At 73.8% G+C, this 23,125-nt stretch carries 22 protein-coding genes; 10 read left to right on the forward strand and 12 right to left on the reverse strand.

What is annotated here, in order from left to right; genetic code table 11:
- Window positions 1–26 precede the first annotated feature (26 nt).
- The 3 genes from QSK26_RS10490 to QSK26_RS10500 form a co-directional block, all read right to left on the reverse strand.
- A complete protein-coding gene (locus QSK26_RS10490; RefSeq protein ID WP_285774849.1) occupies window positions 27–878 on the reverse strand; it encodes an NAD(P)H-binding protein in 852 nt (283 codons plus the stop codon).
- Entirely contained in the window at window positions 875–1,783 is a 909-nt protein-coding gene (locus QSK26_RS10495) for an NAD(P)H-binding protein (RefSeq protein ID WP_285774850.1), read from the reverse strand. Before QSK26_RS10495 ends, QSK26_RS10490 begins: the two co-directional genes overlap by 4 nt.
- 162 nt (window positions 1,784–1,945) lie before the next feature.
- Window positions 1,946–2,275, reverse strand: a complete 330-nt coding sequence (locus tag QSK26_RS10500) for a hypothetical protein (RefSeq protein ID WP_285774851.1) — start codon at window positions 2,273–2,275, stop codon at window positions 1,946–1,948.
- Window positions 2,276–2,549: 274 nt separating this feature from the next.
- Here QSK26_RS10500 and QSK26_RS10505 point away from each other — a divergent pair, with 274 nt between their 5' ends.
- Window positions 2,550–3,212, forward strand: a complete 663-nt coding sequence (locus QSK26_RS10505) for a TetR family transcriptional regulator (RefSeq protein WP_285774852.1) — start codon at window positions 2,550–2,552, stop codon at window positions 3,210–3,212.
- Here the strand turns inward: QSK26_RS10505 and QSK26_RS10510 are convergent, their stop codons facing one another.
- The 6 genes from QSK26_RS10510 to QSK26_RS10535 form a co-directional block, all read right to left on the reverse strand.
- On the reverse strand, window positions 3,213–3,665 hold the full coding sequence (locus QSK26_RS10510; RefSeq protein WP_285774853.1) for a GNAT family N-acetyltransferase: 453 nt from the start codon (window positions 3,663–3,665) through the stop codon (window positions 3,213–3,215).
- 32 nt (window positions 3,666–3,697) lie between these two features.
- Entirely contained in the window at window positions 3,698–4,006 is a 309-nt protein-coding gene (locus QSK26_RS10515; RefSeq protein WP_285774854.1) for an ArsR/SmtB family transcription factor, read from the reverse strand.
- A 5-nt stretch (window positions 4,007–4,011) separates the two neighbouring features.
- Window positions 4,012–4,530, reverse strand: a complete 519-nt coding sequence (locus tag QSK26_RS10520; RefSeq protein ID WP_285774855.1) for an SRPBCC domain-containing protein — start codon at window positions 4,528–4,530, stop codon at window positions 4,012–4,014.
- A gap of 130 nt (window positions 4,531–4,660) precedes the next feature.
- Entirely contained in the window at window positions 4,661–6,016 is a 1,356-nt protein-coding gene (locus tag QSK26_RS10525; RefSeq protein ID WP_285774856.1) for a carotenoid oxygenase family protein, read from the reverse strand.
- 108 nt (window positions 6,017–6,124) lie between these two features.
- The gene (locus QSK26_RS10530) at window positions 6,125–6,868 is read right to left on the reverse strand and encodes an ABC transporter permease (RefSeq protein WP_285774857.1); all 744 of its coding nucleotides are present in this window, start codon (window positions 6,866–6,868) and stop codon (window positions 6,125–6,127) included.
- On the reverse strand, window positions 6,861–7,817 hold the full coding sequence (locus tag QSK26_RS10535) for an ATP-binding cassette domain-containing protein (protein WP_285774858.1): 957 nt from the start codon (window positions 7,815–7,817) through the stop codon (window positions 6,861–6,863). Before QSK26_RS10535 ends, QSK26_RS10530 begins: the two co-directional genes overlap by 8 nt.
- A 103-nt stretch (window positions 7,818–7,920) precedes the next feature.
- On the opposite strand from QSK26_RS10535, the gene QSK26_RS10540 reads away from it, so the two are divergent.
- The 4 genes from QSK26_RS10540 (at window position 7,921) to QSK26_RS10555 (ending at window position 10,898) form a co-directional block, all read left to right on the forward strand.
- The gene (locus tag QSK26_RS10540) at window positions 7,921–8,673 is read left to right on the forward strand and encodes a TetR/AcrR family transcriptional regulator (protein ID WP_285774859.1); all 753 of its coding nucleotides are present in this window, start codon (window positions 7,921–7,923) and stop codon (window positions 8,671–8,673) included.
- 110 nt (window positions 8,674–8,783) lie between these two features.
- The gene (locus tag QSK26_RS10545; protein WP_285774860.1) at window positions 8,784–9,662 is read left to right on the forward strand and encodes a universal stress protein; all 879 of its coding nucleotides are present in this window, start codon (window positions 8,784–8,786) and stop codon (window positions 9,660–9,662) included.
- Window positions 9,663–9,822: 160 nt separating this feature from the next.
- Window positions 9,823–10,464 (forward strand): response regulator transcription factor, encoded by a 642-nt coding sequence (locus QSK26_RS10550; RefSeq protein ID WP_285774861.1) that lies wholly within the window; start codon window positions 9,823–9,825, stop codon window positions 10,462–10,464.
- Window positions 10,461–10,898: a pyridoxamine 5'-phosphate oxidase family protein gene (locus QSK26_RS10555; protein WP_285774862.1), complete on the forward strand. Its 438-nt coding sequence runs from the start codon at window positions 10,461–10,463 to the stop codon at window positions 10,896–10,898. Before QSK26_RS10550 ends, QSK26_RS10555 begins: the two co-directional genes overlap by 4 nt.
- On the opposite strand, the gene QSK26_RS10560 is transcribed toward QSK26_RS10555, so the two are convergent.
- From QSK26_RS10560 to QSK26_RS10570, 3 genes are all read right to left on the reverse strand, one after another.
- Entirely contained in the window at window positions 10,895–12,568 is a 1,674-nt protein-coding gene (locus QSK26_RS10560; protein WP_285774863.1) for a sensor histidine kinase, read from the reverse strand. The genes QSK26_RS10555 and QSK26_RS10560 overlap by 4 nt on opposite strands.
- An 85-nt stretch (window positions 12,569–12,653) precedes the next feature.
- A complete protein-coding gene (locus tag QSK26_RS10565) occupies window positions 12,654–13,316 on the reverse strand; it encodes a CBS domain-containing protein (protein ID WP_285774864.1) in 663 nt (220 codons plus the stop codon).
- A 94-nt stretch (window positions 13,317–13,410) separates the two neighbouring features.
- Window positions 13,411–14,337 carry an AraC family transcriptional regulator gene (locus QSK26_RS10570; RefSeq protein WP_285774865.1) on the reverse strand — a complete coding sequence of 309 codons (927 nt, stop codon included), beginning with the start codon at window positions 14,335–14,337 and terminating at the stop codon, window positions 13,411–13,413.
- A gap of 81 nt (window positions 14,338–14,418) precedes the next feature.
- Between QSK26_RS10570 and QSK26_RS10575 the strand changes: the two genes are divergently transcribed.
- The 5 genes from QSK26_RS10575 to QSK26_RS10595 all read left to right on the forward strand — a co-directional run bounded on the left by QSK26_RS10575 (window position 14,419) and on the right by QSK26_RS10595 (window position 23,121).
- Complete coding sequence (locus QSK26_RS10575) at window positions 14,419–15,273, forward strand: SDR family oxidoreductase (protein ID WP_285774866.1); 855 nt, start codon at window positions 14,419–14,421, stop codon at window positions 15,271–15,273.
- 250 nt (window positions 15,274–15,523) lie between these two features.
- Window positions 15,524–19,405: a metallophosphoesterase gene (locus QSK26_RS10580; RefSeq protein ID WP_285774867.1), complete on the forward strand. Its 3,882-nt coding sequence runs from the start codon at window positions 15,524–15,526 to the stop codon at window positions 19,403–19,405.
- 65 nt (window positions 19,406–19,470) lie between these two features.
- Window positions 19,471–20,649, forward strand: a complete 1,179-nt coding sequence (locus QSK26_RS10585) for a HupE/UreJ family protein (RefSeq protein ID WP_285774868.1) — start codon at window positions 19,471–19,473, stop codon at window positions 20,647–20,649.
- Between the two features lie 127 nt (window positions 20,650–20,776).
- The gene (locus QSK26_RS10590; protein ID WP_285775091.1) at window positions 20,777–22,468 is read left to right on the forward strand and encodes a sensor histidine kinase; all 1,692 of its coding nucleotides are present in this window, start codon (window positions 20,777–20,779) and stop codon (window positions 22,466–22,468) included.
- Between the two features lie 5 nt (window positions 22,469–22,473).
- Window positions 22,474–23,121: a response regulator gene (locus QSK26_RS10595; RefSeq protein WP_285774869.1), complete on the forward strand. Its 648-nt coding sequence runs from the start codon at window positions 22,474–22,476 to the stop codon at window positions 23,119–23,121.
- Window positions 23,122–23,125: the final 4 nt, after the last annotated feature.

Here is a 23,125-nt window from a genome sequence, read left to right on the forward strand (position 1 = left end):
TCACGCGGGACGGCCGCCGGAACGGGTCAGCGGAAGTCCTCCGCGTGGTCGGACGCCCACCGGGCGAAGGTGCGGGCCGGGCGGCCAAGGACGCGTTCGACGTCGGCCGCGTCCGGGAGGATCCCCCGCGCGCCCACCGTCGAGCCGTAGAGGTCGAGCAGCCAGTCGATGACCGCGTGGTCCACGCCGTGCTCCGGCGCGTACCACTCCTCGTGGGTCTGCTCGGGGGTGAGCTCCAGGAGGCGGATCTCCGCCCCGATCGCGTCGCCGACGATCCGCGCCTGCTCGGCGAAGGTCAGTTCCTGCGGCCCGCCGAAGGTGTAGATCCGCCCGGTGTGCCCGTTCCCGAGCAGGGCGGCGGCGGCCACCTCCGCGATGTCGGCCTCATGCGTGGGACGGCCGACCGCGCCGGTGAACGGCCGCCGCACCTCCCTGCGGTCCCGTACGCCAGGGGCGTGGTCGAGCCAGTTGGCCGCGAACTCGCCGGGACGGACGAACGTCCAGTCCAGCGCCGACTCCTCGACCGCGATCTCCACCGGACGGTAGCCGGCCTCGTCCCCCTCCTCCTGTCCGGCGAGCGCGCCGGACAGGACGACGATCCGCCGGACCCCGGCCTGTTCCGCCATCGCGACCACCTCCCGCGCCGTCTCCGGCACCGGGAACAGGTACATCCGCTCGACGCCCGCGAGCGCCGGCGCCAGCGACGCCGGATCCTCCAGGTCGCCCCGGACGACCTCCGCCGCGGCCGGCAGTCCGGCCGTCCCGGGGCTGCGGGTCAGCGCGCGGACCCGCGCACCGGCCCGCAGCAGTTCCGCGACGACCTCGCGGCCGACCCTGCCGGTCGCCCCGGTCACCAGCACCCGCCCCGCCGCGGTCACCGGAAGTCCCCGGCGTGGTCGCGGGCCCACTGTTCGAAGGTGCGCGGCGGCCGACCGGTGATCCGTTCGAAGGTGTCGTTGGGCGGCAGCAGCCCCTCCCCTTCGACGGAGGCTTCGAGCACCGCCAGCAGCCAGTCCAGGGTGTCGTGATCCATCCCGAGCTCCGGGTCGTGCCATTCCTTCCTGGCCTGTTCGGGGGTGAGCTCCACGAGACCGACATCCGCGCCCACGGCCCGGCCGATCGCCCGGACCTGGTCGGCCTGGGTGACCTTGGCCGGCCCGGTGACGGTGTGGGCGGCGCCGAGGTGGTCGTCGGTGAGGAGGGCTGCGACGGCGACCTCCGCCACGTCGGCCTCGTGCACCAGGGCGTTCCCCGCGCCGGGGTACGGCGCGCGCACGGCCCGGGTGGCGCGGATCCGGTCGCTCCAGTCCAGCGCGCCCGCGGCGAGCAGCGCGGGGCGGACGTGCGTCCACTCGGCGCCGCTGTCCTCCACGGCCCGTTCCACGTCGCGGTGGCCCTCGCGCTCGTCGGCGAGGTGGCGCCGGAGCGGCGGGAGGGCGGCGTCGCCGGGGTCGCCCTGGTGGTCGAGCGCCGCCGCGGCGGCGGAGTGCACCACGAACCTGCGCACCCCCGCCTCGACCGCCGTGCCGACGAAGCCGGGACCGGCGGCGGGCGCCGGGTCCACGAAGGGGAAGAGGTACACCCGCTCGACCCCGCCGAGCGCGGCCGGCCAGGTCTCCGGCCGGTCGAAGTCGCCGTGCACCACCTCGACGCCCGCGGGAAGCCGCGCCGCCGCGGCGCGCGGGTCGCGGCTCATGGCGCGCACCCGCTGCCCCGCTCCGACCAGCCCGGCGACCACCCGCCTTCCGATGTTCCCGGTCGCTCCTGTCACCAATGTCGTCACGTAAACTCCTCTGCGGTTGCCTTGACGGTCGCCGGGGAACCGCCGCGCCCGTGCCCGCGTTCGCGGCGGTTCCGCTTTCGCGAGGATGCTAGGACGGATCCGTTCCCTTCGCGCATGGACCGTTCCACGCCGGCGGTCCCGGCCGCCTCGTGGGCTGAGCGGTCACCGCGTCCCGTGCGGCCGGGCGGGCGGGGCGGCCTCGCGGCGGCGTGCCGGCAGCAGCAGGGCCGGGATCGCCGCGAGTGCCAGCAGCGCCGCCGCCCACCAGTAGGTGTCCCGGAACGCGTCCGCCTGCCGGGCCACGCCCGCGCCCGCGCCGTTCGACGCCAGCAGCACCGACAGCAGGGCGGTGCCGATCGAGGCGCCGACCTGGGAGACGATGTTCGGCGTCGTGCTGCCGGACGGGACGTCGTCGCGCCGAAGCGGCCCATGGCCCAGGCGGCGACCGGGATCACGGCGCTGAGCGCGAGGGTGTAGCCGGTGGCGACCCACTGCACGTCGGCCGGCGGCGCCCCGAACGCGACGGCCAGCGGGTGCAGGGCGACGTTGACGATGGTGACGTCCAGCACGGCCATGATCGAGCTGATGACGACGACGGTGATGATCCCGGCCAGGCCGGGGACGGCCGGGTCGCCGGCGGTCGTCGCCGGGCGGGTGTGGACGGCGTCGGGCATGGATGTCCCCCTGGTGTGCTTGCTCGATCCCGCCGTAAGGTACAACGCACGTTGTGATTAGTGCAACGAGCGTTGTAGTTAGGATGTGTGCCATGGCGGAGACGACGGCCTCACGGCCGGGACGGATGACCAAGGCGGCGGCGATCGCGCAGGCCGCGTGCGAGGTGTTCGGCAGGGACGGCTACGCCCGCGCGGCCGTCGACGCGATCGCGGCCGAGGCCGGCGCCTCCACCCGCACGCTCTACAACCACTTCCCCGGCGGCAAGGAGGAGCTGTTCCGGGAGGTCGTGCGGTGGAGTTCCGGCCAGGTGCGGGACGCGCAGATCGCGCTGCTGCGGCGACATCTCGACGCCGGGCGCCCGCCGCGTCCCGCCGACCTCGGGCGCGACCTGCTCGCCCTGGCCCGCGCCTGGTACGCCCTGCTGAAGGACTTCCGCGGCCACTTCGCGCTGGTCCGGCACATCTACGCGGAGGCCGGCCACGTCCCGGCCGAGTTGCTGGACGCCTGGCAGGAGGCGGGCCCCCGCGCGGTAGCCCGGGAGACGGCCGCCGCCATGGCCGTCCTGGAGGAGCACGGCCTGATCGACGCGCACGGCGACCCGGCCCAGGCCGCCGCCCACTTCATCGCGCTGACCTCGACGGACACCGCGCTCCGCTCCTACTGGGGCGTCGTCCCGCTGCCGGAGGAGGAGGCCGACCGGCTCACCTCCGCCGGCGTCCGGGCCTTCCTGCGCGCGTACGGCCGCGCGGGCTGATCAGAGCTGGAGCTTGAAGCCCACATGGGAGGCGGTGAAGCCGAGGCGCTCGTAGAAGCGGTGCGCGTCCACGCGGCTCGCGTCGGTGGTGAGCTGCACCAGGGCGCATCCCCGGCGGCGTGACTCCTCGACCGCCCACTCGATCAGCCGGCTGCCCAGGCCGCCGCCACGCTCCGCGGTGTGCACCCGGACTCCTTCGACGAGCGACCGGGTGGCCCCCTGACGCGACAGTCCCGGGATCACGGTCAGCTGGAGGGTGCCCACCACCTGCCCTTCGCGCTCGGCCACGACGAGGGACTGTGCGGGGTCGGCCCGCAGCCGCTCGAACGCCGCCTCGTAGGGGGCCAGGTCGCCGGGGGTCTCGCGGGCCGCGCCCAGCATGTCGTCGGCGAGCATGGCGACGATGGCCGGCACGTCCGCGGCCGTGGCGGGACGGATGAGGATGTCTGTCACATCGGACGACCCTAGTCCCGGCGGCCCGGGGGTCAGTCCGGCATCGCGTCGAGGTGGCGTTCCAGCGCGTCGAGCCGGTCGCCCCACAGCCGCCGGTAGGGTGCGAGCCAGGCGTCGATGTCCAGCAGCGGCTCCGGGCGCAGCCGGTACCAGCGGCGCTGCGCGTCCCTGCGCACCTCGACCAGACCGGCCTCCCGCAGCACCCTCAGATGCTTGGAGACCGTCGGCTGGGTCAGGGCGAGCCTGCCGACGATCTCGCCCGCCTGCCGCTCGCCGTCCCGGAGCAGGTCGAGGATCTCCCGCCGCCTGGGCTCGGCCAGCACCTCGAACGCGGTCCGCACACCGGTCACCCGAGAGCGCGCTCGTAGCCGGCCAGAAGCGGCTCCATCGCCGGCGGCTCCGCCGGGCGGCCGTCCAGCAGCGCCGCGAGGAGGTCGAGGCCGGCGTGCCAGCCCGCGCCCAGCGCGACCGCGGAGTCCCGGTCGCCGAAGATGTTGGTCAGCACCAGCAGGCACCCGGTCTCACCGTCGGCCTCCAGCTCCCAGCGGAGCGTCTCGGCGTCCCAGGTGTACTCCAGCAGGCGAGGCGGATCGGCCCGGAGGACCTCGCCGCGCCCGGCGGGCAGCCCCAGCCCCGCCCTGGGCACGAAGGCGATCTCGGCCCCGGCCCGGGGATCGAGCCGGAACCGGTCGTAGTCGAGGATCTGCGCGAACCACGCGCGCAGCTGATCGGCCTCGGTGAGCGCCCGCCACACCTTGGCCCGGGGATGCCCCAGCCTGCGCTCGAACCTCAGCGCGAAGCGGCCGTCCCCGGTGGTCACCAGCGTTCCGTGCGCGCCCGGGGCGCCTTCCACCGTATTTTCCATGTCAGGAATATAGACGACTCGGCATATTCCCTGTCAAGCGCCCCCATGACAGGGGCGTGGTGGACAGCGGCGCCCTCGTCGGGTCAACGCGCTGCCCGGAACGGCACGGAGAGGGACGCCGCGGCCCGGTTCACCGGTCGGGGAGCCAGCTTCCGTGGAAGCCGAGCGGCACCCGCACCGGCAGGTGGACGCGCGCGACGGGCTCGCCGGTGAAGTCCCGCGCGGAGAGGATCACCAGGTCGGCCGCGCCGCGCTCCGGGTCGTGCACGTAGGCCAGGAGGTAGCCGTCGTCCTCGCCGGCCCCCGCGGCGGCGAAGACGCCCTCGCCCACGGCGGCGCCGCGGCCGAAGCGGTGCACCTCGACGGTGCCCCGCTCGTAGTCGTGCTTGATCAGCGCGTTGTCGAACGCCTCGTCCGGCGGCGGCCCGGCCATGGCGGAGAAGGTGGCCTCGTTCATCTCGCCGATGACCGCGGCGTAGCCGTACCGGTGGCGGCGCGACAGGACGCCGTCGTTGACCCGGGGGAACTCCTGCGGCCGGTCGTCCACCGTCCGCCGGCGCACGGTCCCGGCGTCCGGGTCGATCGTCCAGCGTTCCAGCGCGGGCGGTTCCGCGGTGAGCGTGCGCACGTCCATCCGCGGGTACCTGACGAGGTCGAGGATCACGGCCGAGCCCTCGTCGTAGGCGTTGAGGGTGTGCGCGACGTAGCACGGGTCGATGTCGAGCCACCGCACCGCGCCGCCTTCGCGCGGCATGACGCCGACCCGCGCCTGGTGCCCCTCGTCCCAGACGTAGGGCGCGGGCTCGCCGCTCCGCATCGCCTCCATGCTGAACGTCACCGGCTGGTCGATCAGCACCACGTGCCGCTCGGTCAGCGCGAAGTCGTGCATCATCGGGGCGTCCGGGATCGGGATCTCGGTGGTCCGGGTGACCGCGCCGGAGGCGTCGAGCACCAGGTGCCGTACGTGGTCCCACAGCGGGAAGTACGTGACGGCGTGCAGTTCGCCGCTCACCGGGTCCAGCTTGGTGTGCGCGGTGAACGCGTCCTCCAGGGTCCCGTCGAAGTCGCAGGTCCCGACGGTGCGCAGCTCGTCGTCCAGCTCGTACGGCGGCGGCCCGGACTCCATGAGCGCGAGGGTGCGGCCGGCGTGCCGGATGACGTGCGTGTTCGGGGCGAAGTCCAGCCACGGGTCGCCGGCGGGCGGGCCTGGCCGGGGCGGTTCGCCCAGCCGGGCCGCCACCGAGGCGGACCGGACCCACCGGTTGCGGTACCACTCGGCGCGGCCGTCGCGCAGCCGGACACCGTGGATCATGCCCGCACCGAGCATGTAGTGGTGGGCCACCGGATCCTCGATGCCGAGCGGGTTGGGGCCGTTGCGCAGGTAACGCCCGTTCAGCTCCTGGGGTATGCGCCCGGTCACCGGCAGGTCGTAGGCGGTGACCTCTTCCTTGACCGGCGCGAAAGCGCCTTCCAGATAGGGATTCATGGCGGACCGTCCTTCGGGTCTGACCTTGGTCGGATGAACATCGCCGAGCGTCGCCGGGGGCGCTGACGGCCGGCGCACCGGCCGCTGACGGACCCCGTCAGCGGTGTTTCAGGACGTGCGGCGACGGAAGAGCGCGATCGAGGCGGCCATGCTCACCGCCACGATGGCCGCGCACCAGGCCAGTGCCAGCCAGGGGCTCTCGCCGACCGGCCGGCCGAGGAGCAGGCCGCGCAGGGACTCGATGACCGGGGTGATCGGCTGGTTCTCCGCGAAACCCTGCAACCAGGACGGCATGGTGTCGATGGGCGCGAACCCGCTCGACGGGTAGGGCAGGAAGCCGACGACGAAGGCGAAGCCGCTCGCCGCCTCCGCCGACCTGGCGAGCAGGCCGACCGCCGCCGCCAGCCAGGCCACCGCGAAGACGAAGGCCAGCAGGACGCCGGCCGCGGCGAACCATCCCGCGGCGGTGGCCTGGGGGCGGAAGCCGATCGCGGCGGCCACCGCGAGGACGAGGACGGACGCGGCGACGTTGCGGGCCAGCGCGGCGGTGACGTGGCCGGCGAGGATCGCGGGGCCGCCGACGTCGAGGGAGCGGAAGCGGTCGATGATCCCTCCCGTCATGTCCTGGGACACGCTCACGGCGGTGCTCCCCGCGCCGAATCCGGCGCACAGGACGAGGACGCCGGGCACGACGTACTGCACGTAGGCGTCGCCGGTGCTGATCGCGCCGCCGAACAGGTGAACGAACAGCAGCATCAGCATCATCGGCAGCGCGAGAGAGGTGAGCAGGGCCTCGACGTTGCGGGAGCTGAGCCGGACGGAGCGGCCGATCATCGTCACGGCGTCAGACACGCTGGTCCTCCTTGCGCGCGGAGTTGCCGGTCAGGGTGAGGAACACGTCGTCGAGGGTCGCGGTGCGCACCGCGAAACGCTCGACGAGGCGACGGCCGGGATCGACCGCGTCCAGGAGGTCGCGCACGTCGCCGGCGCCGCCGCTGGTAGGCACGCCGAGGACGAGCGTCTCGGGGTCGCGCCGCACGATCCGGTCCGCCAGCAGGCCGGCCACCCGCTCGTACGCCTCCGGCCCGGCGAGCGTGAGGTCGAGGCGCTCGCCCGCGACGCGCCGCTTGAGGTCGGCCGCGGTGCCCTCGGCGACGATCCGGCCGCCGTCGATGAGTGCGATGTGGCCGGCGAGACGGTCGGCCTCCTCCAGGTACTGGGTGGTGAGGAAGACGGTCACCCCGGCGCCGGCCAGCTCCGTGACGACGTCCCAGACGGCCAGCCGGCTGCGCGGGTCGAGGCCGGTGGTGGGCTCGTCCAGGAAGATCACGGACGGCTCGCCGACGAGGGAGGCGGCGAGGTCGAGGCGGCGGCGCATGCCGCCGGAGTAGGTGGCGACACGGCGGCGGGCCGCGTCCGTCAGGCCGAGGCGCTCCAGCAGTTCGCCGGCGCGGCGCCCGGCCCGCGCCCGGGGCAGGCCGGAGAGCCTGGCCATCATGCGCAGGTTCTCCTCGCCGGTCTGCTCCTCGTCGAGCGCCGCGTACTGCCCGGTGAGGCTGATCGCACGGCGCACCAGGGAGCGCTGCGACACCACGTCGTGACCGGCGACCCTGGCCCGGCCGGCGTCGGCCTTCAGCAGGGTGGCGAGGATCCGGACGGTGGTCGTCTTGCCCGCGCCGTTAGGCCCGAGCAGGGCGAAGACGCCGCCCCGCCGGACGGTGAGGTCGACGCCGCCGAGGACGCGGACGCCGCCGTAGGACTTCTCCAGGCCGCACGCCTCGACGGCCGGTTCATGGGTCATCTGGGACCCTCCCTTTCTGTGTACGACTTACACGCTACTGCGTATGCCGTAAACGGTACTGCGTAGACCATACACTTTGCTGCGTATGGCGTAAACTCCCGGCATGGACAGCGAGAACGGCGGCGCCTTCCCCGCGAGCATCGAGGCCGTCTGGGGGCTGCGCGGACGCCCGCCGAAGGGACCGCGGCCCGGGCTCACCCTGGAGGGCATCGTGGCCGCCGCGGTGCGGACCGCCGACGCGGAGGGGCTCGACGCCGTGTCGATGAGCCGGGTGGCCAAGGAGCTCGGCGTCTCCACCATGGCGCTCTACCGCTACGTCGCCACCAAGGACGAGCTCGTCGTGCTCATGGCGGACGCCGCGGTCGGCCCGCCGCCGCCGCTCCCGGAGGGCGCCGACTGGCGGAAGGGGCTCGAACACTGGGCCTCCGCCATGCGCACGGCCCTGCTCGCGCACCCCTGGGCGGCCCCGCTGATGGTGACCACCGGCCCGCCGGCCACCCCCAACCAGCTCGCCTGGCTCGACCTGGCGCTCCAGGCGTTGGCCGGCACCGGCCTGCCGGCCCGCGCGAAGCTCGCCACCGAACTGCTGGTGGGCGGGCACGTGCTGAGCGAGGTGAGCGTCGTGCTGGGCATGGCGGCCGAGCAGGGCCCCGGCCCGCGATGGGCCGACTACGAGCCCTTCCTGCGCCGGGTCACCGGCGACGGGCGGCTGCCCGCGCTGCGCGCCGCGATCGAGGCGGGCGCCTTCGGCGACGACGAGCCCGGCGGCGCCGAGGAGGTGCACGGCACCTTCGCCTACGGCCTGGCCCGCATCCTGGACGGCGTCGAGGCCCACCTCCGCACCCTGCGCTCCTGACACCGGCAAGGTCAGGAGCTTACGGCGGCCGATCGAGGACATCCTCACAGGGAGGACCGGTCCGCCGCCGGGGGGCGGCGCGGGAGACCGGGAGCCTTTGGGGAGGGCCTATGACAGCGGACGTGGTGGTGGGCGTGGACGGCTCACCCTCCTCACACGCCGCGACCGTGTGGGCGGCGGGCGACGCCGCCCGCCGCGCCTGCGGCCTGCGGATCGTGCACGCGTGCTCGCCGTGGTACGACACGCCCCTGCGCACCCCGCCGGGCTTCCGCGACTCGATGGACGAGTGGTGCGACGACGTGCTCCGGACCGCGGCGGGCCTGGCACGCGAGCAGGCGCCGGGCCTCCGGACGGAAAGCGTGCTGGAGGTGGGCGAACCCGCCGAGGTCCTGCGCCGCGCGGCCGAGGGGGCGCAGGAGGTCGTGGTGGGCAGCCGGGGCCACGGCGGGTTCGCCGGCCTCCTGCTCGGCTCGGTCTCCCTGGCGCTCGCCGGGCACGTTACCCCGCCGGTGGTCATCGTCAAGGACGTGCCGGAGACGGCCCACGGCGAGATCGTCGTCGGCATCGACGGGTCCGAGCACTCCCGGGCCGCCCTGGCGTACGCCTTCGGCGAGGCGGCGCTGCGCGGGGCCCGGGTCCACGCCGTGCACACCTGGTTCGTGCCCTACATGGGGGTCGCCGCGACCGCGTACGCCACCGTGACGGACGACATCATCGACGCCGAGCAGCGGGTCACCCGGGAGGCGCTGGCCCCCTGGCGGGAGCGGTTTCCCGGCGTGCCGGTGCGCGAGACGGTCGAGTGCGGGCATCCCGTGGCCGTGATCTGCGACGCGTCGGCCGGCGCCGACCTCGCCGTGGTCGGCTCGCGCGGCCTGGGCAGGCTGGAGTCGGCCGTCGTGGGCTCGGTGAGCCACGGCGTCATGCACCACGCCCGCTGCCCGGTCGCCGTGGTCGGCACGTACGCACCGCCGACCGGTCCGGCCGCCTGAGGCTCTTCTCCGTGTGCCGTCGCCGGGTGGTCCCGGCAGATCGCGAACCTCCGTCCCGGCGGCGGGGCCGTACGGCACGCGCCCGGCGCGCCGAAGGTCCCCTTCCGGGTGGGACCTTCGTCCCTACCCTCCGGCCGGGCCGCCGGTTAGCGTCGAAGACATGATTCGAGTGTTCCTGGTGGACGACCACGAGGTGGTACGCCGGGGCGTGGCCGCGCTGCTGGAGTCCGAGGGCGACATCGAGGTGATCGGCGAGGCCGGCACCGCGGAGGCCGCGATGGCCCGGATACCGGCGCTGAGGCCGGATGTCGCGGTGCTCGACGTCCGGCTGCCCGACGGCAGCGGGGTGGGCGTGTGCCGGGAGGTCCGGTCCCGGACGCCCGGGCTGGCGTGCCTGATGCTCACCTCCTTCGCCGACGACGACGCGCTGTTCGACGCCGTGATGGCCGGCGCCGCGGGCTACGTGCTCAAGCAGATCCACGGCTCGGACCTGGTGGGCGCCGTGCGCACGGTCGCCTCCGGCCAGTCGCTCCTCGACCCGCAGACCACCGCCGCGATGCTGGCCCGGCTGCGCGACCAGGCCACCAGGAAGGATCCGCTGGCCGAGCTGTCGGGCCAGGAACGGCACATCCTCGAACTCATCGGCGAGGGCCTCACCAACCGGCAGATCGGCGAACGCCTCTTCCTCGCCGAGAAGACGGTCAAGAACTACGTCTCCAACGTGCTGGCCAAGCTCAGCATGCAGCGGCGCACCCAGGCCGCGGCCCTGGCCGCGCGGATCAAGGCGGATCGCGGCGGATGACCGCCTCCCCCGGCCCTCCCGGCCCCGGCCACGCGGGCCTCCAGCCGCTGTCCCGCGAGGACTGCGTCACGCTGCTGGCCTCGGCTCCGATCGGGCGCGTCGTCTTCACCGACCAGGCCCTGCCCGCCGTCCAGCCGGTCGCCTTCGCCGTGGACGGCGACCACATCGTGATCCGCGCCGCGGGCGGGTCCAGGCTCGCCGGCGCGATCGTCGCCTTCCAGGTCGACGCGTTCGACCCGGTGACCCGCACCGGCTGGTCGGTCACGGCGCTGGGACGCGCCCGGGCGGTGCGCGACGCGGCCGAGGCCGACCGGCTGTCCCGCCTCCCCATGACGGTCTGGGCGCACGACGCGGAGGACCATTACGTCGTCATACCGGCCGAACGGCTGACCGGCCGCCGCGTCCACCCCGGCCTCCCGCGGCAGGACGGCTAGCCGAGCGGCACGCGCCAGCACAGCCGGGAGCCGCCGCCTTCCCGGGCGGACAGGCCGAAGGTGCCGCCGAGGCTCGCGGCGCGCTCTTCGAGGTTGCGCAGCCCGCTGCGGCGTCCCTCCCCCGAGGCGCCGATCCCGTCGTCCTCCACGACCAGGGTGAGCGTGCCGTCCCCAACCCTGGCGACCACGTCCACGTGGGCCGCCCTGGCGTGCCGTACGACGTTGGACAGCGCCTCGCGCAGCACGGCGAGGAGGTGCTCGGCGACGCGCTCGGGCACCTGGTTGTCCAGTTGGCCCTCCAGGGTGAGGCCGGGCATGAACCCCAGGTGGCCGCGGGCGCCCTCGAGGAGGTCCACGATCCGGGCGCGCAGCGTCGGGGCTTCCGCGTCGCCAGGGGTCTGCAACGCGAAGATCGTCGAGCGGATCTGCCGGATGGTGCCGTCCAGTTCGTCGATGGCACCTTGCAGGCGTGACGACGCCTCCGGGCGGTCCACCAGGCGCACCGCGCTCATGAGGGTCATCGCGACCGCGAACAGTCGCTGGATGACGACGTCGTGCAGGTCCTTGGCGATCCGGTCGCGGTCTTCGAGCAGGCCGAGCCGCTCGGCGTCCGTACGCCGCCGGGCGAGTTCCAGGGCCAGCGCGGCCTGCCCGGCGAACGCGTGCAGCATGTGCACCTCGGCCTGGCTGAACGGGATCCGCCCGGACCGCTTGACCAGCGTCAGCACCCCCCGTACGGCTCCCGCCGCGCCGAGCGGCACGGCCGCCGCGGGTCCGGCGGTAAGCCTGCCGGCGAGGACGGTCGGCATGTCGGCCGCGGACAGGTTCGTCACCGTGCGCGGCTCACCGCTGGTGAACGCCTGCCCGCCCAGGGATCCGGCGACCGGCACCGTGGACCGTTCCAGCCCGCCGGCCGCCGGCCCGTCGGCGAGCAGGACGCGCAGGTTCTCCGCGTCGCCCTCGGGCAGCAGGATCGCCACCACGTCGGCGTCGGCCATCTCCCGTGCCCGGTGGGCCATCAGCGTGAGCACCTCGTCCGGCTCGGCTCCGGACAGCAGGCTCGTGGTGATCTCGGAGGAGGCGCGCAGCCAGGTCTCGCGGTGCCTCGTGTCCTCGTACAGGCGGGCGTTCTCGATGGCGACGCCGGCGGCGGAGGCCAGCGCGACGACGATCGCCTCGTCCTCCTCGTCGAACTCCCCGCCGCCGCGTTTCTCGGTCAGGTAGAGGTTGCCGAACACCTCGTCGCGCACCCGCACCGGCACGCCCAGGAAGCTGCCCATCGGCGGATGCCCCGGCGGGAAGCCGTAGGACTCCGGGTGACCGGAGATCCGCGCCAGCCGCAGCGGCCGGGGCTCCTTGATCAGCAGGCCGAGGAGTCCGAGGCCGTGCGGCCAGTGCTCGATCCCGGCGATCTGCTCCTCGCTCAGGCCCACCGGGACGAACTGCACGAGCGTGCTGTCCTGCCCGACCACGCCCAGCGCGCCGTACCCGGCGTCGACGAGCGTGGTGGCCGTCTCCACGATGCGCCGCAGCACCGTCTCCAGGTCGAGGTCGCTGCCCACCAGGACGACGGCGTCCAGCAGCGCGTGCACCCGGTCCCGGGTGGCGAGCACCGCCTCCAGCCGCACCTGGAGCTCGGCCAGCAGTTCGTCCAGGCGCATGGAAGGCATCAACGGACGTCCGTCGCTTCCGCCCATGAGGCCAGTCTGCCATCACCGGCCCACGGCGTCCGGGGGCGCCCGGGTCACGCCCGGGTCAGCACGACCCGACGTCGGAGCGGCAGGCGCAGGTGAGGCGGCACTCGACGCCGACGACGCCCTCCACCCGGCGGATCGCCGCCACCAGCGCCCTGATCTGATGGTGCCGGACGACCTCCCCGCCGAGGCTCACCACGCCCTCGTGCACGTCGAACGAGAACGCGTCGGGGTCGAGCCCGGTCTCCGCCCGGATGACGGTCGCGATCTCCGCCAGCAGCTCCGCCGCCGGGCGGGCGAAGACGCGCAGCAGGTCGGCCTGATGGACGGTACCGGTGATACGCCCGCTCAGGGCGTCGACCACCGGCAACTGCTTGATCCTCTTCTCGTGCATCAGGCAGGCGGCCGTCCTGACCGGCGTGCCCGGGGTCACGGTGACCGCCGGTGCCGTCATCAACTCGGCGGCGGTCCGCCCCACCGCCTTGTGCCGCTCCAACCGGCTCACGGCCCCGCCGAACACCGCGACGCCACGCCGCTCCGCCCCGGTCTCCCTGAGCAACAGGTCATCCTCCGACACGACGCCGACCGGCCGCCGATCGGCGTCGACCACGGCGACGGCCCCCACGCCGTACCGTCTCATCACGGCGACGATGTCGGCGAACGCGGTTTCCTCCCGCACCGCGATCGCGACCCGCCCCATCACCTGCCTGACCTTGATGGACATGGCTGCCCCCTTTCCATCGCCAGACTCTCCCGAGCGGGGCGGCCGGTGGCAGGGGCCAAGGTCCCTTCCCGCCCCGGGCGGAGGTCCCCGTCGCTCAGGTGGCGCCGGAGCGGTGCCCGGTGGGAGTGGTGCCGCGGAGGCGCTTGAACGCGACGCTCAGCGCGAAGGCGTTGGCATAGCCGACCTTTCTGGCGATGGACCCCACCGTGTCGTCCGTCTCCAGCAGCAGATCGGCCGCCAGGGCGATACGCCAGCCCGCGAGGTAGGCCATCGGCGGTTCCCCGACCTGCGCGGTGAACCGGCGCGCGAACGCGGCACGGGACACCCCCACCCGGGCGGCCAGGCTCGCCACCGTCCACGGAACGGCGGGGTCGTCGTGCAGCAGCCGCAGCGCCCGGCCGACCACCGGATCGGCCATCGCCCGGTACCAGGCGGGCGCGTTCGCCTCCGGCCGGTCGAACCAGCCGCGCAGGACGGAGACCAGCATCAGGTCCAGCAGCCGGTCCAGCACCATCTGCTGCCCCGGCCGGTCCTTGGCGACCTCCTCGGCCACCGTGTCCAGCAACGGGCAGGGACACTCGGCGTCGGGGATCACCAGCACCCCGGGCAGCGCCTGGAGCAACCGCTCGCTGATCTGCCCGCGCCCCTCGTAGGCGCCGCTGAGCAGCAGCGGCGAGTCGTCGGACGGCACGCCACAGGTGCGGATGTCGCGGGCGGCCTCCTCGGCGCCGCCGCCCCGCCCGCAGTAGTCGGCGGCGCCGACCGTGAACCGCGGCGGGGTGTCCGGGTCGCCGGCCACCGTGTACGGCGCGTGGCCGCGGACGACGGCGACGTCCCCGGCCCTGATCGGCACCGGCCGGCCCTCGTCGGGGACGATCCACGCCTCGCCCCGGAGCATCGTCGCCAAGGTCAGCGGAACGCCGCCGGTGATCCGCAGCGCCCACGGCGGATTCATGATCGTCCGCCTGAAGAGGGCCCCGCGCGCCCGTACCTCGCCCAGCAGGTCTGAAAGCGCGTCCACCTCGCCATCGTAGACGCACAGGTATCGATCCGAGCTTTCCAACCATGGCCCGTCTTCGCCGGACCCGCTTGGCTGGTCAGCATGACGCAACAACCCATTCTGGTGACCGGCGCCACCGGCAAGACCGGCCGCCGGGTCGTCTCTCGACTACGGGCGAAGGGGGTACCGGTGCGCGCCGTGTCCCGCTCCGGCGACCCGCGTTTCGACTGGACCGACCGCGCCACGTGGGACCCGGTCCTCGAAGGCGTGCGGGCCGTGTACGTCGTACCGCTGGACGGCGCGCCTCTCACCCGTCCCTTCGTCGAGCGCGCGGTGCGGCTCGGCGCCCGGCGGATCGTCCTGGCGTCCGGACGCGGGATCGACGTGCCGGACTACGCCCCTGACAGCGGCGGCCTCGCCGCGGCCTTGCGGGATGGTGAGGACGCGGTGCGCGACAGCGGGGCCGAGTGGACGATCGTCCGGCCGGGCTGGTTCGCGCAGAACTTCAGCGAGGGCTTCTTCGCGGACGCGATCCGGGCCGGTGAGCTGCGGCTGCCGGGCGGCGACGGCGCGGCCAGCTTCGTCGACGCCGAGGACATCGCGGCGGTCGTCGTCGCGGCGCTCACCGGGGACGGCCACGCCGGGCAGGTCTACGAGCTGTCCGGCCCCCGGGCGCTGACCCTCGCCGAGGCCGTCGCGGCGATCTCCGAGGCGACCGGCCGGGAGATCCGCTACGTTCCGCTCTCCCCCGAGGAGCACGTCGCCGAACTCACCGCACAGGGCCTGCCCGCCGCCGACGCCCAGGCGAGCGCCGACATGGTGTCCCCGCTCAGGAAGGGGACGGACGCCTACCTCTCCGACGGCGTCCAGCGGGCACTGGGCCGCGCGCCCCGGGACTTCACCGAGTTCGCAAAAGCCACTGCGTCCGCCGGCGGATGGTACGTCCCTCTTTGCTGACCTTGTGACCCGGTTGTTCCTGTCTCGTGACAGATGATCAGATTGAGGCGATAGGTTCGGCTTCCCGTCAGTCTCTTCACCCGCACCGTTCACTCGTGCGCTCCATCGTGTCCGCCCGAAGGGCACTGCCCTGATCGTCCTCGTGAACGTGAAGAAGGGACTGCATCTGATGCAGCCAGCGCGAAAGCTCCCGGGCGGCTTAGGGAGCCGATGGCGTCTCACCGCGGCCGGCATGGCCGCGGTGTTGCTGGTGAGCAGCCTTGTGACGGCGGCCCACGCCGATCCGGGACCGGAGGAACGGGACCGGGGACGGCCCCGCCCGGCGCCGACCGGCACCACGGCCCCTCCGGCGCTCACCCCCGCCACCGGCTCCTACCTCGAAGGCACGGCGAAGGTCGCGGCGACGCCTGCCACCGCCGGTGACAGCGTCACCAGGCTCGCCGTCGACGGCACCCCGCTCGACGCCACCCGGACGCTGGGCGTCTCCAGGCTCAGCTTCGACGTCGGCTCGAACTCGACGGAGGCGCAGTACCACAGCTACGTCCTGGTCAACGGCGACCACCGCACCGACATCGGTGACCACGTGAACGAGCGGGCCACCATCGAGATCCCGAACGAGCACCTCGTCAAGGGCGAGAACACCGTCGAGATCGTCGTCGGCGCGATCCAGACCTCCTGCGGCCTCAACTACGACGACTACGTGCTGTCCGACGTCGGCCTCGAACTGCTCGGCGAGGTCGCGGACGGCGAGGAGAACCCGTACACCTTCTCCTTCGGCGACGGAAGCTGCGGCACGAACACCTCGCTGCTGAAGCGCGCCACGCTCACGTTCTTCGTGCAGTCCGACCCGCAGGGCACCACGGGCCTCACCGCGGACCTGGACACGACGACGCTGTCCAACGGTGAGCACGCCCTCTCCGCCACGACCGCGGCCGGGGTGACCGTCAAGAACACCGTGACCGTGAACAACGCCCCCGCCGGGGCGCCGAAGCTGCTCCCCGTGGACGGCACGCTCGTCGCCGGCACCAAGCCGGTCTTCGCGACCGTGCCCGCCGGCGGCGCGGGCGGCGTCGCGTCCCTGACCGTCGACGGCGGCAGGCCGGCCACGAAGCCCACCCTGGGCACCGGAGCCGCGCGGTTCGCCTTCGATGTGGGCGCCGACTCGATCGACGACAGGTTCGACAACTTCCTGCTGGTCAACGGCAAGCGCATCGACCTGGGCGGTTCGTGGGCGAACCAGCGGGTGACCGTCGCGGTCCCGGCCCGGTACCTGGTGCCCGGCGACAACACGATCAAGGTCGTCACCGGCGACTTCCGGGACACCTGCGGCGACAACCGCGACGACTTCACCATCACCGGTCCCGCCCTCGACCTTGAAGGCGCCACCGTGACCGGCCGGGACGTCAAGCCGTCGTACGCGCTGGGCGACGGCACCTGCGGCTCCGGCCAGAACCTCCTCCGCGAGGCGGAGCTGCACTACACGATCGACGCCCCGGCGGTGCACGTCGTCGAGACGCTCGGCTCCGGCGCCGCCACCCTCAGCTTCACCGTGGGCAGCAACTCGATCGAGGCGCGCTACCAGAACTTCGTGCTCGTCAACGGCCAGAAGGTGGTGCTCGACGGGGACTTCGTGAGCCGGCGGGTGGACCTGACGATCCCGAACGAGTACCTCGTGCCCGGCTGGAACACGATCGACTTCGTCACCGGCACGTTCCCGACGTCGTGCGGCGACAACCACGACGACTTCGCGATCTCCAACATCGCGCTCACCCCGGTGGAGGGCACGGCCACCGGCCAGATGCTCAAGTCCTCCTACAACCTGGGCGACGGCAACTGCGGCGACAACGTGAACCCGCTCGCGGAGATCGACCTGGAGTTCCTCGTCGCCGGGCCGGCCCGCGGCCTGCGCGCCGACCTCGACACCGCCGCCGTCAAGGACGGCAGGCACACCCTCGCCGCGGCGTCGGCCACCGGCGAGGTCGCCACCCGCACCCTGATCACCGACAACTCGGCGCCCGCGGTCGCCCGGAGCGTCCCGGCCGCGAACGAGAAGATCACCGCCTCGGTCGTGCTGGACGTCCGGCTGGAGGACGCCTCCGGTGTCGTGTCCGGGCCGGACGTCACGCTCGACGGCCGGCCGATCGAGCCGGGCGCCCAGGTGGGCCCGGGGCTGCGCGCCGGCAGGCACACGCTGGCCGTGACCGGCGCCGACGGGCTCGGCAACACCGCGACCCGCGAGATCGTGTTCGAGTCCGCCGGCATCCCGGACCTGCCCGCGGAGCTGAGCCCGGCGCTGGGAGCCACCGACGTGTCCGATCCCGTCAAGCTCTCGGCGAAGGTGGCCGAGCCCGGCGGCGGCCAGGTGACGGCGACGTTCTCCGAGGCCGAGATCCTCACTCCGGAGGAGGTGTTCCAGGGCACGGCCGCGTCCGTGCCGACGACGCTGAAGGTCCCGGGCGAGCGGAGGATCAGGGCCAGCGGGATCGAACCCGCCGACGGCCGGACGATCGACGCGCCCACCGGCCAGGACGTCACCTACCAGCGGTACGACGTCAAGGTGCGGGGGCATGTGGACTCCCCCGTCGTGCGCTGGGAGGGCGTCATCGACCCCGAGCGGCTCGCGTCGCTGCGGGTGTGGAACACCGAGACCAGGGCCTGGGACCTGCTGACGAGCGCCCGCGGCGCCGCCGAGGGCAAGACCGTGCTCACGGCCGTCGTCGACGAGGACCACGTCGACCGGCAGGAGGTCCATGTCATGGTGACGGGCGAGGACCCGTTCGCCGACGACATCGAGCCCGGCGCCCCGGACGGCTTCGCCGAACCCTCCTCCTACGACTTCTCGATCGTCCACTTCACCGACACGCAGTACCTCTCCGAGGGCGCGGTGGAGCAGGAGACCGCCGAGGAGCGCGCGGTGTGGGAGTCGGCCTACGCCGGCATCGTGGACTGGGTCAAGGCCAACAAGGACCAGCGCAAGATCTCCTACGTGGCGCACACCGGCGACATCATCGAGAACAACATCCGCCCGCCCGCCGACGAGGCCACCCGGCAGCAGGTCGTCGGCGAGTTCGAGGTGTCCTCCCGGCAGCAGCGGGTGCTGGACGACGCGGACATCCCGAACGGCGTGATCGCCGGCAACCACGACAACCAGTCGGGCACCGAGAACGGGCCGGAGGCGATCTACAACCGGTACTACGGCCCGGACCGGTACCAGGACGCCTCACGCGGCTGGCGGCACGCCGAGTACGGCGGGCCGTGGCGGCCGGGCGACAACCAGAACCACTACGACCTGTTCTCCGCCGGCGGGCTGGACTTCGTGGTGGTCGGCCTGTCGTACGGCGTGACCAGGGAGGAGGCCGAGTGGGCCGACTCCGTGTTCAAGAAGTTCGCCGGCCGCAACGGCATCCTGCTCTCGCACGACTACTTGGTGCCGAGCACCAACCCCGACGGGCGGGGCGCCGGATTCGCCGCCCCCGACGGCTCGATGCTCTACAAGACGGTGGTGGAGAAGAACCCGAACGTCTTCCTCATCCTCGCCGGGCACGAGCACGGCGTGGGCACCAACGTGAAGCCGAAGGTGGGCCAGGTCGGCAAGGGCGTGGTCGAGCTGCTGGCGGACTACCAGTTCTACACGGTGTCGGCCGACCGGCTCGGGCTCACCGAGGTCGGCGGGTACAACCCGGCGGACCAGCTCCAGTTCGGCGCGAGCTTCTTCCGGCTGCTGCAGTTCGACGTCAAGCGGGCCGAGCTGAGCGTGGACACCTACTCCCCGCTGCTCGACGACTTCGGCGCCACCGAGTTCGATCCGCTGCGCCGCTACGACGGCCGCGAGGACAACATGGTGCTGCCGGTCGACCTCACCTCCCGCACGACCGCCTTCCAGACAGACTCCCTCGCGCTGTACAAGCCCACCCGGGTCATCGGCAAGAGCAGGGTCGCCTCGGGTCAGGTCGCCTCGGTGACCTGGGACCGCCTCAAGGACGACACGGCCTACGCCTGGTTCGTCACCGCCCGCTCCACCGGCGGCGGCGTGACCGCCTCCGAGCCGAGCGTCTTCGTCACGAAGGACGGGCGCGGCCGTCCCGGCACGTGGGGACCGGGTTCGCCGCTCTACCACTGGTTCCGCCGCTGACCCACCTCCGCCGCCCCGGATTCGTCCGGGGCGGCGCTCCCCCACCCCGGCAGGAGAGATCAGACATGTCCCGCAGGCTCCGCCTGTCCGCCGCCGTCCTGGCCGTCGTCCTCGGCGGCCTGCTGGCCGGTCTGGCGCGTCCCGCTCCGGCGGCGGCGCACGAGGCGACCACGAAGGCCCACGCCGAGGTGAGCGGCACGGGCGCGAACGTCAAGGCCGTGCTCGACCTGGAGTACGACCTGCTCATGAAGTCGGCCTGGCTCTACGCGGAGGCGTACGAGGCCAAGGAGCGGGCCGAGCAGCTCCGCCAGCTCGCGATCAACCGCGCGGCCGTGACCGAGTACGTCACCCGGCGCTTCGCCGTGACCTACGACGACCGGCCCTGCGCGCCCACGACGGCGGGCGACGCGGACATCCGGCTCCGCGGCAAGGCGGCCTTCGCGGTGCTCACCCTCACCTTCGCCTGCGCGGGCGGACCGGGCGGACCGGGCGGAGCGGGCGGAGCGGGCGGACACGCCGGGGGCGGCGGGGTCCACGCGATCTCCAGTGCGCTGTTCCCCGACGCCGAGAGTTTCGTGCACAGCACGGAGACCATCGTCCGCTACGACCTCGACGGCGAGCGGGGCTCCGCCGTCCTGGTCGCCGGAAGCCCGACGGTGCGGGTCGGCGACCACTCCGCCGTGCGGCAGATCGGCGAGTTCTTCCTGCTCGGCGCCGAGCATCTGCTGCTCGGTCCGGACCACATCCTCTTCCTGCTCGCGCTGCTCATCGGCGCGCGCCGGCCGCGCGACGTCGTCGTGACGGCCTCCGCCTTCACGGTCGCCCACAGCATCACGTTCCTGCTGGCGGCCATGGGCGTCGTGGACGTCCCCGGTGAGATCGTCGAACCGGTCATCGCGGCGTCGATCGTCGTCGTGGCGGTCGCCAACCTCCTGGGCCGGGGGGAGGACAGGCTGGGCCGGTGGCGGCTGCCGATCGTCTTCGCCTTCGGCCTGGTGCACGGGCTGGGCTTCGCCGGCGCGCTGGACATCGACGAGAGCGGGTCGTGGCCGCTGCTGCTGTCCCTGCTGAGCTTCAACGTCGGCATCGAGGTCACCCAGCTCGTGATCATCTCCGTGCTCTTCCCGCTGCTGGTGCTGCTGCGCCGGACCTCCGCCGCCGGCTGGGCGCCGGCCGTGCTCTCGGTCCCCATCGTGGCGGTCAGCCTGTACTGGCTCGCCGAGCGCGTCCCGCCGCCGCTCTGAGCGGGGACGCCGCCCGTCCCGCCGCCGGTTTCCGCCCCGGCCGACCGGCGGGGTGAAGGGCCGTCGTCGCCGGCCGGGGGGCTAAGGTGGTTGACGTTGTCAACCTAAGGGGTGGCGGTTGTCCGTCGTGGCGCTGAATCTGCTCGTCGTGGGGGCGTTCGCGGGGGCGGGGGCGGTCGCCCGCCGTGCCCTGCCGGGGACCGGAATCGGGCGGTTGATGATCGTGGTGGCGGGGTTGCGCCTGGTGGCGTGGGCGCCGCTGCCCGCGTGGCTCGCCGCCACCACGGGCGGGCTGTGGCTCGCCGCGCTCGCCCACCTGGTGCTGATCTACCCGGCCGGGAGGCTGGAGACGCCCGGCCGCCGCTGCCTGGTGGCGCTGGTGTACGTCTACGCGCTGGTCGCCGGGTGCCTGCTCGCCTCGGGGCGGGCGTACGGGGCGGGGAACGTCGCGGCGAGCGTGGTGCTGTGCCTCGCCGTACTCGGGGTGCAGGTCAGGCGGTGGCGGGGCGGGCGGCCGGTGCCGCCGATGCTCGGCGCGGCGGTGGCGGCGACCGTGCTGGTGGCGGCGTGGAAGCCGATGGAGCTGCTCGGGATGCGGGTGCCCGCGCTGCCGGTCGTGACGCACGTCGCGCTGGCCCTGATTCCGGTCGCGTACCTGGCCGGCGTGCTGCGGCGGCGGATCGGCCGGGGGCGGATGGCCGATCTCGTGGTGCGGCTCAACGACGCGTCACGGGCCGAGACCGTCCAGGAACTGCTCGCCGGCACCCTGCGCGACCCGGGGCTGCTGGTCGGCTACCGGGTCTGGCGGACCGGGGCGGACGGCCGCCCGGCCCCGGGCTTCGTGGGCCCGCACGGGACGGATGACGGTTTCGCCGCTCCCCAGGGGTGCGCGGCGGAATTCGTGGACCTGGGCGGGCGGCCGTTGCCGATGGTGGAGGGACGGATGGTGACCAGGGTGGAGCGGGGCGGGCACACCATCGCGGTGGTGGTGCACGACGGGGCGCGGGACGAGGACCCCAAGCTGATCGAGGCGGCGTGCGCGGCCGCCGCCCTCGCCCTGGACAACGAGCGGCTGACCGCCGAGTTGCGGGCACGGGTGCGCCAGCTCGCCGCCTCCCGGGCCCGGGTGCTGCGGGCCGCCGAGGCGGAACGCCGCCGCCTGGAACGCGACCTGCACGACGGCGTCCAGCAGCGGCTGCTGTCCATCCCGATGGCCCTCGGCCTCGCCGAGTCGGTGCTCGCCGCCGATCCGGCCGCCGGCGCGACACGGGCCGGGCCGCTGATCGGCGAGGCGAAGCAGGCGGCGCTACTGTCCCTGGAGGAGCTGCGCGCGGTGTGCCAGGGCATCCATCCGCCGGTCCTCACCGAACGCGGCCTGCCCGGCGCGGTGCGCGAGCTGGCCGCCGTCGCGGAGCCGCCCGTCGAACTGCTCCTCGACCTGCCGGGCGAGGTGCCCGCCGAGGTGGAGACGACGGCCTACTACGTGGTCGCCGAGGCGCTCGCCAACATCACCAAGCACGCCGCCGCCCGCGCCGCCGCGGTGACCGTGCACGGGGACGGGCGGCGCCTCGTGATCGAGGTGCGCGACGACGGGCGCGGCGGCGCCGACCCCGCGCGCGGCAGCGGCCTGCGCGGCCTGGCCGACCGGGCCTGGACACTGGGCGGCACCCTGCACGTCTCCAGCCCGCCCTCGCACGGCACCCACCTCCGCGTCACACTCCCGCTGACCGCCGAGGGCCGGCTGCCCGCCGGGGACCCGCCGGCCACCGGTGGTCCGTTGACGACCGGGGAGCCGTTCCCTGCGGGGGTGGCGAGGTGACGGGGATGCGGGCCGTCGTGGCGGAGGATTCGACGTTGCTGCGGGAAGGGCTGGGGCGGTTGCTGGCCGAGTCGGGCTTCGAGGTGGCGGCGCTGGTGGCGGACGCCGAGGGGCTGCTGGCCGCGGTCGCCGGGCACCGGCCGGACGTCGCCGTCGTCGACATCCGGCTCCCGCCGACGCACACCGACGAGGGGCTGCGCGCCGCGCGGGAGGTACGGCGGCGCTTCCCCGGCACCGGGGTGCTCGTGCTGTCGCAGTACGTCCGGGTCAGCTATGCCGTGGAACTGCTCGACGGGGGCGCGGAGGGGGTCGGTTACCTGCTCAAGGACCGGGTGGCGGACCTGGCCGACTTCACCGCGGCCGTGCGCCGGGTGGGCGGCGGGGGCTCCGCGTTCGACCCGGTGGTCATCGGGCAGCTCGTCGGCCGCCGGCGCCGTGACGACGACCCGCTCGCCGGGCTGACCGGGCGGGAGCGGGAGGTGCTGGGACTCATGGCGGAGGGCCGCTCCAACCAGGCCATCGCCGTACGGCTCTCGGTGGCCGAGCGCACCGTGGAGAAGCACTGCACGGGCATCTTCGCCAAGCTCGGCCTCACCGCGGACCCCGGCGACCACCGCAGGGTGCTCGCCGTCCTGCGCTACCTCAACGCCTGACCGG

Source organism: Microtetraspora sp. NBRC 13810 (genome assembly GCF_030268685.1).
Lineage (GTDB): Bacteria > Actinomycetota > Actinomycetes > Streptosporangiales > Streptosporangiaceae > BSRQ01.